The 14,545-nt window shown below is 68.2% G+C and carries 19 protein-coding genes; 6 read left to right on the top strand and 13 right to left on the bottom strand.

Annotated features, from left to right (window positions below; genetic code table 11):
- Positions 1 to 13: 13 nt before the first annotated feature.
- The 8 genes from HPY32_RS10710 to HPY32_RS10675 all read right to left on the bottom strand — a co-directional run bounded on the left by HPY32_RS10710 (position 14) and on the right by HPY32_RS10675 (position 4,023).
- On the bottom strand, positions 14 to 307 hold the full coding sequence (locus HPY32_RS10710) for a hypothetical protein (RefSeq protein ID WP_067590614.1): 294 nt from the start codon (positions 305 to 307) through the stop codon (positions 14 to 16).
- A 74-nt stretch (positions 308 to 381) separates the two neighbouring features.
- Entirely contained in the window at positions 382 to 585 is a 204-nt protein-coding gene (locus tag HPY32_RS10705; protein WP_067590617.1) for a cold-shock protein, read from the bottom strand.
- A 129-nt stretch (positions 586 to 714) separates the two neighbouring features.
- Entirely contained in the window at positions 715 to 906 is a 192-nt protein-coding gene (locus tag HPY32_RS10700; RefSeq protein WP_067590620.1) for a hypothetical protein, read from the bottom strand.
- 142 nt (positions 907 to 1,048) lie between these two features.
- Complete coding sequence (locus HPY32_RS10695) at positions 1,049 to 1,483, bottom strand: thioesterase family protein (RefSeq protein WP_067590623.1); 435 nt, start codon at positions 1,481 to 1,483, stop codon at positions 1,049 to 1,051.
- Positions 1,480 to 1,998, bottom strand: a complete 519-nt coding sequence (locus HPY32_RS10690) for a YbaK/EbsC family protein (protein WP_067590626.1) — start codon at positions 1,996 to 1,998, stop codon at positions 1,480 to 1,482. The genes HPY32_RS10695 and HPY32_RS10690 overlap by 4 nt, the downstream gene beginning before the upstream one ends.
- The gene (locus HPY32_RS10685; RefSeq protein ID WP_067590631.1) at positions 1,988 to 2,290 is read right to left on the bottom strand and encodes an ArsR/SmtB family transcription factor; all 303 of its coding nucleotides are present in this window, start codon (positions 2,288 to 2,290) and stop codon (positions 1,988 to 1,990) included. Before HPY32_RS10685 ends, HPY32_RS10690 begins: the two co-directional genes overlap by 11 nt.
- An 88-nt stretch (positions 2,291 to 2,378) precedes the next feature.
- Positions 2,379 to 3,221 (bottom strand): PhzF family phenazine biosynthesis protein, encoded by an 843-nt coding sequence (locus HPY32_RS10680; RefSeq protein ID WP_197696551.1) that lies wholly within the window; start codon positions 3,219 to 3,221, stop codon positions 2,379 to 2,381.
- Between the two features lie 10 nt (positions 3,222 to 3,231).
- Positions 3,232 to 4,023 (bottom strand): IclR family transcriptional regulator, encoded by a 792-nt coding sequence (locus tag HPY32_RS10675; RefSeq protein ID WP_067590632.1) that lies wholly within the window; start codon positions 4,021 to 4,023, stop codon positions 3,232 to 3,234.
- A gap of 216 nt (positions 4,024 to 4,239) precedes the next feature.
- On the opposite strand from HPY32_RS10675, the gene HPY32_RS10670 reads away from it, so the two are divergent.
- From HPY32_RS10670 to HPY32_RS10655, 4 genes are read left to right on the top strand one after another with little or no spacing between them, the layout of a single operon-like run.
- The gene (locus HPY32_RS10670) at positions 4,240 to 5,235 is read left to right on the top strand and encodes an NAD(P)H-dependent flavin oxidoreductase (protein WP_067590634.1); all 996 of its coding nucleotides are present in this window, start codon (positions 4,240 to 4,242) and stop codon (positions 5,233 to 5,235) included.
- Positions 5,236 to 5,259: 24 nt separating this feature from the next.
- A complete protein-coding gene (locus HPY32_RS10665) occupies positions 5,260 to 6,078 on the top strand; it encodes a TIGR03619 family F420-dependent LLM class oxidoreductase (protein WP_067590637.1) in 819 nt (272 codons plus the stop codon).
- Positions 6,079 to 6,137: 59 nt separating this feature from the next.
- Positions 6,138 to 6,698, top strand: coding sequence for a hypothetical protein (locus HPY32_RS10660; RefSeq protein WP_156674568.1), 561 nt, complete (start codon positions 6,138 to 6,140; stop codon positions 6,696 to 6,698).
- A gap of 55 nt (positions 6,699 to 6,753) precedes the next feature.
- Positions 6,754 to 7,656: an aminoglycoside phosphotransferase family protein gene (locus HPY32_RS10655; RefSeq protein ID WP_067596014.1), complete on the top strand. Its 903-nt coding sequence runs from the start codon at positions 6,754 to 6,756 to the stop codon at positions 7,654 to 7,656.
- 210 nt (positions 7,657 to 7,866) lie between these two features.
- Here the strand turns inward: HPY32_RS10655 and HPY32_RS10650 are convergent, their stop codons facing one another.
- From HPY32_RS10650 to HPY32_RS10640, 3 genes are all read right to left on the bottom strand, one after another.
- Positions 7,867 to 8,502: a transposase gene (locus HPY32_RS10650; RefSeq protein ID WP_082870394.1), complete on the bottom strand. Its 636-nt coding sequence runs from the start codon at positions 8,500 to 8,502 to the stop codon at positions 7,867 to 7,869.
- The gene (locus tag HPY32_RS10645; protein ID WP_067583944.1) at positions 8,412 to 8,951 is read right to left on the bottom strand and encodes a winged helix-turn-helix domain-containing protein; all 540 of its coding nucleotides are present in this window, start codon (positions 8,949 to 8,951) and stop codon (positions 8,412 to 8,414) included. The genes HPY32_RS10650 and HPY32_RS10645 overlap by 91 nt, the downstream gene beginning before the upstream one ends.
- Positions 8,952 to 9,018: 67 nt before the next feature.
- Positions 9,019 to 9,582 carry a TetR/AcrR family transcriptional regulator gene (locus HPY32_RS10640; RefSeq protein WP_067590648.1) on the bottom strand — a complete coding sequence of 188 codons (564 nt, stop codon included), beginning with the start codon at positions 9,580 to 9,582 and terminating at the stop codon, positions 9,019 to 9,021.
- 76 nt (positions 9,583 to 9,658) lie between these two features.
- Between HPY32_RS10640 and HPY32_RS10635 the strand changes: the two genes are divergently transcribed.
- The gene (locus HPY32_RS10635) at positions 9,659 to 10,579 is read left to right on the top strand and encodes an NADP-dependent oxidoreductase (protein ID WP_067590651.1); all 921 of its coding nucleotides are present in this window, start codon (positions 9,659 to 9,661) and stop codon (positions 10,577 to 10,579) included.
- 7 nt (positions 10,580 to 10,586) lie between these two features.
- On the opposite strand, the gene HPY32_RS10630 is transcribed toward HPY32_RS10635, so the two are convergent.
- Both HPY32_RS10630 and HPY32_RS10625 read right to left on the bottom strand, forming a co-directional pair.
- The gene (locus HPY32_RS10630) at positions 10,587 to 10,862 is read right to left on the bottom strand and encodes a hypothetical protein (protein ID WP_067590654.1); all 276 of its coding nucleotides are present in this window, start codon (positions 10,860 to 10,862) and stop codon (positions 10,587 to 10,589) included.
- Between the two features lie 88 nt (positions 10,863 to 10,950).
- On the bottom strand, positions 10,951 to 12,318 hold the full coding sequence (locus HPY32_RS10625; protein WP_156674569.1) for a hypothetical protein: 1,368 nt from the start codon (positions 12,316 to 12,318) through the stop codon (positions 10,951 to 10,953).
- On the opposite strand from HPY32_RS10625, the gene HPY32_RS10620 reads away from it, so the two are divergent.
- Positions 12,292 to 14,088, top strand: coding sequence for a phenylacetate--CoA ligase family protein (locus HPY32_RS10620; RefSeq protein WP_156674570.1), 1,797 nt, complete (start codon positions 12,292 to 12,294; stop codon positions 14,086 to 14,088). The two genes, HPY32_RS10625 and HPY32_RS10620, sit on opposite strands and share 27 nt — an antisense overlap.
- Positions 14,089 to 14,545: the final 457 nt, after the last annotated feature.

Below are 14,545 nucleotides of genomic sequence, written 5' to 3'. Positions count from 1 at the left end.
TTCCCGGAGAGATCTACGAGCCGGTGCCCCGTCCTGGGGCTCGCGCCTGCACGTGACCGGCGGCATCGGGCGCAGTGTGCCCGCACGGTTTCCCGACGGTGGTGCGATCGCGCCAACTGGCGGGCGACCTGCCCGCGGTCTGCGTCGATGCCCCGATCACCGCGACCATCGTCACCGCGAGCAGCGCAATGGCCAATGCCGCCAACGCCTGTGCGGTGCCGCCGACGGCGACAGGGAGCATGATCAGCAGAATCGAGGCGGCGAGGAACTTCAGCACCAGCACCTGATTGCCGAGTTCCGTTCCCACCGGACCAACAGTACCGACAACCCTGGAAAAGCACGAAACCCGCGCCACCGGCGCGGGTCTCTGGCTGTCGGCTCCTAGATGGCGCGGACGCTCTGGGCCTGCGGGCCCTTCTGACCCTGGCCGATCTCGAACTCGACGCGCTGCCCCTCCTCGAGGGACTTGAAGCCGGAGCCGGAAATCTCGGAGTAATGGACGAAAACGTCGGGACCGCCACCGTCTTGCGCGATGAACCCGAAGCCCTTTTCGCCGTTAAACCACTTCACACTGCCTTGCGACATACTTTGTATTTACTTCCTGTTGTGAGCCGAGCGATCACATCAACAACCCGTGCTCGCCACACAGCATGCCACACCCGTGTGCGACGGCCTGCGGCGGCCCCGTCGACCGCGCCTATTTCGCTCCCGCGCCTACTTCAATTCGGACAGATCGAGCCCGAGCATGGCCAGCAGTTCCATGCACTCGGCGGCGTCCTGCGCGTAGACGGCGACCGTCTTCGCGGCCAGCGCGTTCCGCTCGAGGTGTGCCGTCTTCTCGGCGGCGCGGATGTCCGCGAACGCGACGACCGGATCGACGAAACGGCTGCTTCGGGCCGAGGTCATGAAGGCTCCTTGCCTGTAGCCCCGATCGGATGCCTGACGCCTGCGATCGAGGGCCGATCCCGACCACAACCACCCTGCGCGGCGGCCGTGGATCGTATTCGGCTGGTGCAGACGTTACCCGCTCGGCCGCCGCGGTAGGCGATTACCGGCGCAGCAGTGGCGTCACCGAGGCCGCGGCCGCCTTGTCGTTGACCCGGGCGATGAATCGGTCGGTGTCGATGACGGCCCGGCGGTGGGTGCCCTCGCCGATGGTGTCGCGATCGTCGCGGGCGAGTACCGACCACCGGATGGTCCGGTCGAGCACGGCCGTCACCTCGACCTCGACGGTGACCGTCATCTCGGGCAGGGAGGGTGAGACATGGGTGATATCGATGTGGGTGCCCACGCTCGTCCGGCCGCGGGGCAGGTGCGGAACGAGGTGGCGCGCGCAGGCCCATTCCATCAGTCCCACCAGGTAGCCGGTGGCGAAAACCGCTGGGATCTGCTGGAATTCGGGCGAGTCCGGGTAGAGGTCGGGCACGGTCCGGCCCGCCGGTATCCGGTAACTCAACTGCGAGCGCGCACCGACCTCGATCATGCTTGCCCCCCTGGCAGGACGTCGGCGAGGGCGATGGACTCGAGCCGGGGAACCGCTATGCGCGTGTAGTCGTCGGCGGCCAAGGCGATGGAGCGGTCCAGGCGGGCGGCGTTGAAATACAGTTCCGGCGCCTCCACCAGCGTCGGGTCCGCGATGAGTTCCAGCTGCGGGTGATAGGTGAACGGCAGGACGGTGCCGCTGACGCTGCCCGCCAACTCTTCGGCCTTGTCCTTCCCTGCGACGCCGACATAGCTGCCACCCAGCACGGACTTGATCGCCTGCAAATCCACCCGGGCATGGCCCGGCACCACGGCCAGGACGTACCGGGTCTGCTTCTTGCCGATCTTGACCATCACGATCAGGCACTTGGCCGCGTGCGCCACATCGTGCCCGCGCAGCGCGCTGACCAGGTCGGTGCGCCCCTCCGGGGGGTGGTCGATGAGGCGGTAACGCGCCTGTGCGGCATCGAGATCCGCGATCAACCGCCGGTACCGATCGGTATTGTCACCACTCACCGCTCAACAACTCCTTCGCCTGCGCAATCCGAGATTCGTTGCGCCGGTAGAACACCCACTGCTTGATCTTCGTACCCTCGACCAGTCCCGCCTGGGCGAGGATCTTCAGGTGCGCACCACAGGTCGGCTGACTCACGCCCAGCTTCTCGGCCAGAAACAGCGAGCACACCCCGTCGCGAACCAGATCCCCGTCCCGCTGCGGCCGAAAATGCCGCTCGGGATCGCGCAACCACTCCAGGATCAGCAGCCGCTTGTCGCTGGCCAACGCCTTGACCAGATCTACTTCGAGCACCCGATCATTATGGGAATTAGCTAATTACCTGTCAATGCCGGGATCGCGTGAGCCGTGTGCGATCCGTGGTCGACGCCGTGCTCAGGCTCTACGCGACGGACTGACCCACCGAGATCGGCTGTGCGACAACCGCTGCGGCGCCGCCGACTTCGATCGCCGGGCCTGGACGGGCGCTCGCCACGATGGTGGAGCGATGGCCGAGCGCGTCGCCCATATCGACTTCCACTGTGGCGATACCGTTTTCGCTCAGATGCGCGGCCAGGCAGGCGGTGCTGTTGACGTTGGCGATGTCCTCGGGAACGCCGATCGAGGGTGCGAACATGCGTGCCGCGGCACGCCCGGCCGAGGCCGGTGCGCTGTAGACGTAGCAGCCCAGCAACCCCAGCCGGTCGCAGGCATCGCGCAGGCGCCCGGTGTCCGGCGCCAGACCGGCCAGGACCGCGCGATCGGGAACCCGCACCAGCAGTCGCGGCCGTCCCACCGAGGCGATGCGGCACCCGGACGCGCGGTCGATGCCCACGGCGGCCAGCACGGGCTCGATGTCGGTGGGCGTGCTCAGTTCCACGGGACCCGGATCGAACAGTGCCGTAAGGCGATTGCCGTCGGCGACGGCGCGGCCGGGGAAGGTGCGCCCGCCCGCCCGCAGCACGGTCTCGTACTCCGCCGCCCCGGCGCGTTCGGCCAGCAGGGCCAGCGCGGCGACCGTCCCGTGCCCGCAGGCGGGCAATTCGCCGGTGGCGGTGAAGAAGCGCAGCGACACGGACCGGTCGCGGTCGGGCCGAATGAACACGGCGTGCGAGGTACCCACCGCGGCCGGAATCGCCTGGCGCTCCGCGTCGATCAGCGGCGCGGTCTCCTCGATCACCGCGGTCGGGCTGCCGCCCTCTCCGTCTCGCTGGCAGGCGTGCACGATCGTCACCCGGGTACCCACCACACCGAGACTAGCCGTGCGGCGCACCGGCGGCCTCGGCGGCAACCGTGAGCAGCGCCTGCGCAATGGTCTTGCGCGTGGCCGCGGACATGCGAAAGGTCGGCGCCGACACGTTCAGCCCGATGCGGACGGCGGCGTCCACGGCGACAGCCACCGCGACCGAGGACACACCGGGCTCGCTCTCCTCGGTACCGGTGGCATAGCCGCGGCGGCGGATCTCGGCGAGTCGGCGCTCCAGCAGATCCCTGGTGCGAATGCCGTTGTCGGTGAGGACTTCCAGCTCCTGCGCCGGATACAGCGCGCGCACCTGCTCGACCGGCAACTGCGCCAGCATCGCCTTCCCCGAGGAGGTGGCGGTCGCCGGCAGGGAGCGACCGAGCCGAGAGGCGACGCGCACCGGCTGGCGGCTCTCGATCGCGTCGACGAACCGGACGGCGGTGCCGTCGAGGACGCTCAGGTGCACGGTCTCCCCCAGGTCGGCGTGCAGGCGCTCCAGATACGGCCGCATGGTGGCGCGAATGTCGAAGCGCTGCATGATCGCCGCCGCCACCGTGGTGAGCGCGGGGCCGGGACGATACGCCGCCCCGCGCCCGTCCTGGCGAACGAATCCGCGGTAGTGCAGCATCGCGAGAATCCGGTGCGCCGTCGACGACGCCACGCCCAGATGACGGCCGACCTCGGTGAGCCGCAACTGTTCTCGCTCACCGAACAGCAGCAGCACCTCAAGCGCGTTGTCGACCGATTCGATCGGGTACCGCGGCGGCCGTGCGCCCGGGCCGGTCGCCGAAGCCGCTTTCTTCACAGCAGAAACATAGCAGGCACCTACCAGTCTCGAAACCCTTGTGGGTGAGCGTCTTTCGGGAGTAGATTCCTCTTCGCAGTATTGATTTCTGCTTAGGAGAAGTGATCCCATGGACCTCGCGACCGGTCCCGCCGACTTCCCATGGACCGATACCGGCCACAAGCCCGGTCCCCGAACCGGATTCGCTATGACAAGCAAGGCAACGAAAGGCGCGCTGTGAGTCTCCGAACCCGTTTCTGTGATCTCGTCGGTATCGAGCTGCCGGTGGTGCAGGCTCCGATCGGCGGGCCGTGCGTGCCCGCGCTCGCGGCCGCGGTCAGCAATGCCGGTGGGCTGGGCATGCTGGCGGTGAGCTGGGACGACCCGCAACGCCTCGCCGAACGGGTGGCGAGCACCGCCGCGGCGACGGGAAAACCCTTCGGGGTCAATGTGATTCTGCACTGGCCGCAGCAGGAGCGGGTGGCGCACTGCCTCGCGGCCGGGGTGCGGATCGTCTCCACCTTCTGGGGCGACCCCGCGCCGTACACCGCCATGATCCACGATGCGGGGGCGGTGCACCTGCACACGGTCGCCTCCGCCGCCGAGGCGCGCGCCGCGGTCGCGGCGGGTGTCGATGTGATCGTCGCCCAGGGCCGGGAGGCCGGTGGGCACGTGTGGGGCGAGGTCGGGACCTTACCGCTGGTGCCCGCCGTCGTGGACGCGGTGGCGCCGGTTCCGGTTGTCGCGGCCGGGGGGATCGCCGACGGCCGCGGGCTGGCCGCCGTGCTGGCCCTGGGCGCCGAGGCGGCGTGGATCGGGACGCGCTTCCTGCTCGCCGAGGAGGCCGCCACCGCCGACGCGTACCGCCGGGCGGTGGCCGCGGCCGCGGAGACCGACACCGTGCACGGCATCATCTTCGACAAGGGCTGGCCGGACGCGCCCCATCGCGCCCTGCGTAACAGCACGATTCGCGCCTGGGAGGCCGCCGGTCGACCGGCGCCGGGGCAGCGGCCCGGCGAGGACGACGTCGTCGGCACCTGGCTCGACGGGCAATCCGTGCCCCGATACGCCGACCGCGCACCGCTGATCGGCGCCACCGGCGATACCGAGGCGATGGCCCTGTACGCGGGCCAGAGCGCCGGATCGGTGCACCGCACCCAACCCGCGGCCGACATCGTCGCCGAGATCGCGGCCGAGGCGGAGGGGGTGTTCGCCGCTCGGTCGCGAAGCTGAGGCGAAGTGTGCTGTACTCGCCCCATGCGTCTGCACGTCGTCCTTCCGGACGAGTCGGCCACCATGCCCGCGTCCCAGCTTGTGGAACTCGCCCAGGAGGCCGAGGCGCTGGGATTCGCCGGAGTCTGGTTGCCGGACCACATCCTGCCGCCCGGCGAATACGGTCCGGTGTACGGCGGCGTGTACGAACCCCTGATGACGCTCGCCCACCTGGCGGCCGCCACCAGCCGAGTCACCCTCGGCACCTCGGTGCTCATCCTGCCGCTGCGCGAACCCCTGGTCCTGGCCAAGCAGGCGGCCACCCTGGCCCACCTCAGCGGCGACCGGTTCGTGCTGGGCGTCGGAACCGGCTGGGACGCCTACGAATTCGACGCCGCCGGAGCGGATTTCGCCGAGCGCGGAGCCACCACCACCGCGGCACTCCATCTCATCCGCCGCTTGCACACCGGAGCCACCGGCCCCTACACAGACAAGCACCGCACTTTCGATGAACGCGCGGTTTTCCAGCCCGTCCCCGCGACACCGGTCCCCTTCCTGATCGGCGGGAATTCCGACGCGGCCCTGCGCCGCGCCGCGCTCATCGGCGACATGTGGCAGGCCGTCACCCTCACCCCCGCCGAGTTCGCCGCCCGGCGAAACCGCCTGCGCGAACTCGGCGGCCACCATGTCTCGGCGGGAGCCCGCGACGCCTGGAACGACGACGCCCAGCCCCTCGACACCGTGCTCGCCCGAATCCAGGACTGGCACCGCGTCGCCCCCGACGACCTGGGCCTGCACTTCGGCCCAATCGACGGATTCGCCCGCCGCATGCGCGCCTTGGCGGCCCGGCTGCCCCAGCTGTGACACATTCGTTCCGGCAGTCCCCACGGAGGTAGTCACCGACCCAGGAGGAGACGATCAGGATGAGAAGCCGAATCATCGTCGCCGTCGCCGCATGCGGTGTGGTCCTGACCGGATGCAGCGGGCACTCCCCTTCGTCAACCGGGCAGTTGAACGAAACCACGGCGCGAGACAAGATCCAGAAGTACCTCACCGAAACCCTGAACGCCCTACCGCCCGGAGTCGCCCTGACACTCCCTCCCCGCGAACCGAACGGCCAGAAACCCGAATTCGATGTCGCGAACCTGGGCCCCGCCCCGTGCGACGGGGACCCCAACGACACCACCGGCCCGAAAAAGGCTCAGGTCTGGTACTTCCTGACCGGTGTCCCCGCGGGCAAGGTGGGGGACTACTTCACCGCCGTCGTACATATCTGGCGTGACCGACTGTGGCAGGTATGGCCGATGAAAGACACCCAATCCAACACCGTGACCCACGACGGTTACCTGCTCGCCGTCGCACGGTTCAAGAACAGCGACCCGAACCGCGAGGACGGGCTGGCACTAGCGGGAACCTCCCCCTGCTTCCCGAATTCCGCCACCGGAACGGCGACGCCGCTACCGAGTTCCATCGAGCACCGGTAGGGCGATCGGCGGCACCGGCTACGCTGACCGGCGGGCACGGATCGGAGGGTTGTCGGTGGGAGAGTTCAGGTTCGGGCAGGGGCTGGTGCGGGCGCTGCTGCGGGAGCAGCATCCGGATCTTGCCGGGCTCGAGCTTCGAGATGTCGACGGGGGCTGGGACAATCAGCAGTGGCGGCTCGGGGAGGAGTTGGCCGTGCGGTTGCCGCGGACCGGGCGGGCGCCCGAGCTGCTGCACACCGAGCAGACTTGGCTGCCGGTGCTGGCGGAGCGGCTGCCGCTGCCGGTGCCCGTCCCGGTGCGTATCGGCGCGCCGTCGAGTCTGTTCGAGCACACCTGGACGGTCGCGCGGTGGGTCGAGGGCGAGCCTGCCGACCGGGCACCGATCACCCATCTCGATGCGGCCGAGGTCCTCGCGAATTTCCTTGCCGCACTGCATGATCAGGCACCCGCCGACGCGCCGATCAGCTCGACGCGCGGCATCCCGCTGGCCGAATTGCGGGAGGGGTTCGACAGCGCGTTCGAGCTCATTGCCGACCACGCGAGCGCCGACGGCGTGCGCGAGATCTGGGAGCAGGCCGTCGCCGCGCCCGCCTGGCAGGACGCGCCGCTGTGGCTGCACGGCGACCTACATCCGGCGAATGTGGTTGTCCGAGACGGAATGCTGGCCGGGGTCATCGACTTCGGCGATATGTGCGCGGGCGATCCCGCCGCCGACCTCTCCGCCGCCTGGATCCTGCTACCCGCAGGCGCGGCAGACCGATTCTTCGACGCCTACGGACACCCCGACGAAGCGACCATCACCCGCGCCCGCGGCTGGGCCGTCCTGCGCGCCCTGGGCCTGATCGGCATCGGACGCAACGGCAGGCTCGGCCTACCCGGAGGCAAACCGACCTGGGAACCGGCAGGTTACGCCACCCTCGACAAGGCCGGGGCGCAGCTCACCGCGCCGCCACCGTGACCGTATCGTCGCGGGCCACCAGCTCCGCGTACCGGCCGCCGCGTTCCATCGGTTCGAAGTGGCTGCCGCGCTCGATGATTCGGCCGTTGCCCACGCCGACCTCCTCTCGACCCTCACCCCGGCCGAACGCGCGACGCTGCGGAACCTCCTCGCCACACTGGACGGCACCGACAAGTAGGCCCGCGCCACGGCCTAGGCGCACACGGGCTGCTAACGAGGTTCCGGGTGTGATGTCGTGAGGGTGAGGCCGGTCCCGGCGAGGCAGCTATCGATGATGGTGGGCCGGTGTTGGATTCGTCGCAGGCCGTGTCGCAGGCTGTGCATCAGGTGGGCGGGATCGTCGAAGGCGGTGTTGGCCTGGTTGCTGCGTCGTAGTAGCGACCAGATGCTTTCGACCGGGTTGAGGTCGGGCGCATACGGTGGCAGCCGATAGCAGGTGACCCAGTCGCGGGTGTCGATGAATGCCTGCAGGCGGGCATCGCGGTGCACGTTGAGGTTGTCCCACACCAGCACGATCGGGCCGCCGAGTTGCACGTGGGCGCGAATGAGCAGGTCCCGGTAATCGGTCCAGGCGAAACTGCGGCGTGCGGCGTTCTTCGCGTCCGGGTGTCGCTTCGGCCGGTAGATCAACCGGGAGCGTTCCCCGTCCTTGTAGCAGGTCAGGGCGGCGATGGAGAATCGGCGCTGGGATCGCCCCCGGACGGTGACCACGGGTGTGTGCCCGCGCGGAGACCAGGTGCGGCGCGTCGGCGGCGTCATCGAGAACCCGGCCTCGTCCTCGAACACGAGCCAGGCCCCGAGCGCCGCCGCGGTGGATTTACCTGCGGCCACGTGGTTTTCACCCATCCGGTGACCGCGTCGGGGTCACGCTCGACCGCGCGGCGGGCCGGTATCTGGTGACTCCAGCCGTGCCGGCGCAGCATCTCCGAGATGCTCGCCGGCGACAGATGCTTGTGGAACCGGCGCCCGATCAGCGTCTGGATCCGGGCCAGGGTCCAGGTCTGATCCGGCCAGCCGTGCGCGGCCGCACCGCGCGCCAGCTCGGTCTCGAGCACCGCGAACAAGGCATCGGAGAGCCTCGGCCGCCCCGGCGACCCCTTCGACCGCAACGACCGCTGCCCGCCGAGTAGCCATGCCCGCCGCCACCGCTGCACCGATCGCAGGCTGACCCGCAGCTGCCCAGCGATCACCGAATTACGTTGTCCCGCGGCGAACATCTCCGCCGCCCGCAGGCGAATACCCTCCCGGAACATCCGCCGCTCGGTGGTCAACCCACCGCCCTGGGGATACCTCACCACACCGGCATACCGCAGCAACCGCGATCAAGCGTCACCCCACCGCGACATCACACCCGGAACCGGGTTAACCGGTGGCCGCCCGCACCTCGTCGAGTGTTCGCCGGGCGATGTCGCCGAACTCCTCGCCAGTGGCCGGATCGCTCCAGCGCTCGTAGGCGATCTTCATGGCGAGTGCGCCCAGTTCGGCGGCCACGCAGGCGGTCAGGGCGGGGACGCCGCGGCGCTCGAGGGCGGTGATCATCGATGCGGTGAGACCGATGCCCTTCAAGGCTTCGCGTTCTTGCAGTTCGGGATTGGCGGCGATGACCGCGCGTCGACGGGCGCCGAATTCGCGCCGGGCGGGCGTAAAGGCTTCTCTGCCAACCGCATCCAGGGCGAGCGCCACCGCCTCGAAGGGCGTGGCGGTCGGCGGTGCCGCGGTAATCGCCTCGGCCAGCAGGTCGTACATGGTGGTGTCGCCGAAGAGTACTTCGCGCTTGTCCTGGAAGTGCCGGAAGAAGGTGCTCTTGGTCAGACCGGCGCGCCGGGCGATGTCGATCACCGTGGTGTTCTCGTAGCCCCGCTCCGCGAACAGATCGAGGGCCGCCACGGCCAGTCGTTGCGGTGCGTTCGGTTCCCAGCGGGCCATGCGAGAAGTTTACGGCACTTGGTCCCATCACCAGGCGTACAGTGATGGGACCAAGTCCTATCGCTGGGAGGTTGTCATGAGCCGAGCCGTCATCTACGAGACGTTCGGAGGGCCGGAGGTTTTGGAGTTGCGGGAGGTTCCGGAGCCACACGCCGGGTCGGAGGAGGTTCGCGTCCGGGTGACGGCCATCGGGCTGAATCCGATGGACTGGATCCTGACCTCGCAGCCCGAGGCGGCCGCACGATTCGGGCTCACCCTGCCCGCCGGTTTCGGCTACGACTTCGCCGGAGTCGTCGACGAGATCGGCAGTGGCGCCACGGGTTTCGCCATCGGTGACCGCGTCTACGGCGGCGCGGTGGCACGGGCCGCCGCCGACTACGTGGTGGTGAAGACGCCCGCCGACACGCTGTTTCCCACACCGGAGGGCATCGGCGACGAGGTGGCGAGCACACTGCCGATCGCCGGTGCCACCGCGGCCGCCGCCCTGGCGGCGATCGACCTGCGCTCCGGCGACACCGTCCTGATCGGCGGCGCGGCCGGAGGCGTGGGCGTATTCGCCGTCCAGCTCGCGAAACTCGCCGGTGCCAGCGTGATCGGCACCGCCTCTGAGGGCACCTTCGAGTTCCTGCGGCGGTTCGGCGCGCGGCCCGTGGCCTACGGACCCGGGCTCGCCGACCGGGTGCGGGCGCTGGCTCCCGGCGCGGTGACCGCGGCGACGGACCTGTTCGGCACCGAGACGGCCGAGGCCGCGCTGGCGCTCGGCGTTGCGCCGCAACGGATCTCCGTGATCGCCGCGGGCCTCGACGTTCCCGAGGGCGTGCGTCCCACCGGCGGCGCCGAGGCGGGACCGGGCGCCCTGAAGCGAATCACCGACGCGATCCTCACCGGCGAGCTCACCGTGCCCATCGCCGCGACCTTCCCGATCGAACAGATCCGCGACGCGGTGGCCCTCCAGGCCGGACGCCACGTCCACGGCAAGATCGTGGTCACGCTGTAACGTCCCATTACCGGTGCCGCCGCTGGCGGCGCGCGCGTCGTGATCGTCGGGCGGCGCGGTGCGGCGCGCTGTGCGGCCGGGGCGGCGCGGTGAGTTGGGCGGCGGCGGTGCGGGTGAGCACCGAGGCCAATCGGAGCACGATCGCGGCCTCGGGGTAACCGGCCAGCGTCAGCGTGAGTGCGGTGGCGTCGAGGAGGCCGGGGGTGATTCGGGCGGCCAGGACGAATACCGCATCGAGGCGGTGCAGGAATTCGGGGGTGACCGGGGTGTGGATTTCGCGCATGCCACCAGATAACCGACCACAATCAATGGTAGGCAAATCCGGGAACATTAATCACGCATTTAATTCATGATCATGCACCCGGTCATGATCACCTGCTCCGTTCATGTATTTCGGCGGACGCGACGGTGACACTATCGATGCTCGCACCGAACTCCGGTGAGTTGGTCAGAACGAGCAGATTGGCATACAGTTGATGCAGATCGGCCTGGGCGCCCTTCGTCCCGTTCCGATCGGCGGGCCGCGCGACTTCCGGAACGACCTGCTGGATTTTCTCGACGGTGATCCGCACGGCACGCGCCCCGTTTTCCATCCAGGTTTTCCGATGGTTTTTCGGGCCGCGGTGGTTCGGGTCGCCGAGGATATAGTCCAGGCGGGTGAGGTCGCTGCCTTCGATCGGCCGCTGCATGGGCGGGCGATACCGGTCGCCGGTCCGAAAGTCCTCTTGGCAGCTTTCGATGACCTGACGCACGGCCAGCGCCTGCTCGGGCGTGGTGATACCCCAGCCGTGCAGGTACAGCCACGCGGAGTCGAGGCTCTGGTCGCTGATCGACCGCGGCAGCAGCGCCGCCCCGGCATCGGACAGGCCGTAGATCGAAAAGAAGTCCACCTCGGGGGAGGTGGACTGCTCGGAGAGGGTGTGCGCCGCACAGGCGAGCGGTATGATCGGCTTCATCTTCGGATGGTTCAAAACCGTTGCGAGACCGGCTATCTGGACGATTCCGGTCTCGAACCACTGGGCCTGCCCGGTCGCCAGCGCGGTGATACCGTCCGGGCGAAACGTGCGGTACTGAGTCACGATCTCGCCGATCCGTTCCAGCGTGCCCACCGCGGCGGGCGGCAGCGGAAGATGCGACGGCAGCACCGCGATCAGGCCCGGGTAGATGAAAAGCCGACGCCGGTGCGGTAATTCGTCGATCAGCTTGACCACGACATCGACCCCGCGGGCCTGGCACTGGCGGCGGGCGGCCGCACACGCCGCGGCGGCGATGTTCCCGTGCGGTTCCATCACCAGAACGGGGCCGCCGTACCGGAGAGATCCGGTGCGGCTGTCGGCAGCGCGAGCATCCGCGCGGCGATCCGATGTCGTCATGGCGGCAGTGTCGGCCCGATTCACGCACGGCGTCAATATCGGGCGGACCCGTTCATGCATCCCATCCCGTTTTTGCCGGAGATTCATGAATCCCGGGCGCCGGCACCATTGACCGGAAGGGTGCGCAGGCTCGACAGTAGGTGCGTGGCTGATCAGGTCCTCACCAAATATGGTCCGCTCGATATCGATGTCGCGGCCGTAGTTCGGCAACAGCTCGAACGCCGTACCTGCTCGGTTCTCGTACCTCTCACGGAAGCACATCTGACCCTCATCGAGTTGGATAAATGCGAAAAGGGCGACGGCGCCGCCGACTCGCCCTCCTGCCGGTGGCGCCAGCTGATGATCGAATTGTTCGGCGAGCGCCAATCCGATCTGCTCGAATGGAAAACCACGTCGGACGCCACGCATTGCGCGGCCCGGCCGCGGTCGCCGCTCGACGAGCCCGAACCCCACGTCCGCGTGGTCCGGAACGTGTTGTCGACGGTGTGTGTGTTCCTGGTGGCCGAGGCCAATACGACACGGTGTCGCCTGACCCGGTTGATGAAGGTCAAAGGCGTCGACCGGACGATGCTCGACGAGTTCGACGAGCTCGCCGTCGACGTGCTGACCTATTCGGTCACCTTGCATCGACACGCCACCGACGGCTCGTGGAGCGAGATGTTCTTCCCCGGCCCGGACGACCGCAATCGACCTGTCGCACAGGGCAATACACACCTGCATGCGCGGTCGGTCACGCACGCCGGTCGGACACCGGGTTTCGAACGTGCGCTGGAGCGGTTCTGCCGCGTTGCCCGCCGCGTTCCCGCCTACCGTGATTTCCTCGCCGAGAACGGGATTCGCGCCGCCTCGGTCCGCACACCGGAGGCGTTCGCGGAGGTGCCGGTGGTGACGCGGCAGAACTACCTCGACCGGTATCCGCTGGATGCGCTGATGTGGGACGGCGACCTCGCCGCCGCGAGCATCTGGTCGACCGCGTCGAGTTCCGTTGGCCCACCGCTGTTCTGGCCGCGCAGCGAGACCGCGCCCGACGACAGCATCGAGGTGTACGAGCGGGTTTTCCGGCAGGCGTTCCAGTCGCACCGGCGCTCGACGCTGTTCATCGTCGGCTTCGCCATGGGCAGCTGGGTCGGCGGCACCTACAGTCTCCAGGCCGCTCTGGCCCTGCGCGAGCGCGGTCATCACGTCTCCGTGGTGACACCGGGTATCGACTCCGACAGCCTGCTGAATTGTCTCGATCGGCTGGCGCCGCACTACGAGCAGACCGTGCTGGCCGGATATCCGTCGTTCATCAAACACGTCCTCGACCAGGCACACGGCGATCTGCGCGCCCACCGAATACGAATCCTGCTGGCGGGCGAGGGAATTACCGAGGATTGGCGCAGCTACATGCTGGCCCGGCTCGGCCCCCGGGCCCGGCCCGACTGCGTCAGCGTCATGTACGTGACGGCGGCGACCGGGCCGATCGGCCACGAAACTCCCGCCACCATCAAAATCCGCCGACTGGCACGCAACAATCGCGCCCTGGCCGCGGCACTGTCCTGGGACGCCTCGTCGCCACCTACATTCGTCGAGTACAACCCGAATCGCTGCTATATCGAAACCCTGGCGAACGGGTCGCTGCTGTTCAGTATCGACTCGGCCATTCCGCTGGTGCGCTACCGATCCAATGATGCCGGATCGATCAATACCACCGATGAACTCGCCCATGCCCTCGGCAAGAACGCAAGAATTCTCGACTCCTCGTGCCACGAGCGCGGATTCGTCAGCGTCCGAGGCCGCACCGACGACGTCACCCTGTTCTACGCGGTGAAGATACATTCCGAGTCGGTCCAGGATGCGCTCCGCCGCCAGCCCCTGGCCAACAGGCTCAGCGGCCGTTTCCAGCTCACCACCGAGGTGGACGCCTCGTTCGAACAATCGCTACGGCTCCGCGTCGAAGTCCAGCCCGGAAAGCAGATGAACCACCGGCTCCGGACAGAAATCCGCGACTGCGTCACCGCCAAGCTGAAAAAAACCAACCGCGAATACAACTGGCTGCACACCACTCTCGGCGCCCGGGCCGAACCCGCCGTAACCCTCCACCCCTACGGCACCCTCACCACCGACACCCAGCACATCGCCGCCTCCCCTAACTAGGCTCTCCTCGCCCTTCCGGCACACTAATGTCCGGAATCCACCCTGCCGCAGCAGATCCCACTCACGGCAGATACCCGCGGCGGCGGCATATTTCGCGGAGGGTGGTTTCGGTGCTGCACTCGTGGCCCTGGTGGAGTTGGTAATTGAACAGGAGTGGGGGGATTGCGTTCGGGCGGGGCTGGTTCAGGTCTACCTGGTGTGGGCAGCGGGCTCCGAAATTGTCACTTTTCATATTCGTCTCCGGTGTCGGTGATCCGGCGGCGGCCGGAAGGCAGTGGGGCACTTCCCATCACCTCGTGGAGGGGTGGGTTCGATTGGCTTCAGGTCTAACACCGAATGCGATGTGTCGGAAATGATCCGGGGCTATATTCGTGTGGTTTCTGCCAGGCAAGTTCCGTGGATTGTCCCGTATGGGGGCGACCACATGGAGGCGTTCAAAAACCACCATCGAAGAATA

The organism is Nocardia terpenica, assembly GCF_013186535.1.
Taxonomy (GTDB): Bacteria; Actinomycetota; Actinomycetes; order Mycobacteriales; family Mycobacteriaceae; genus Nocardia; species Nocardia terpenica.
Note: the sequence above shows the minus strand (reverse complement) of the source record. Positions and strands in the feature narration are given on the sequence as shown.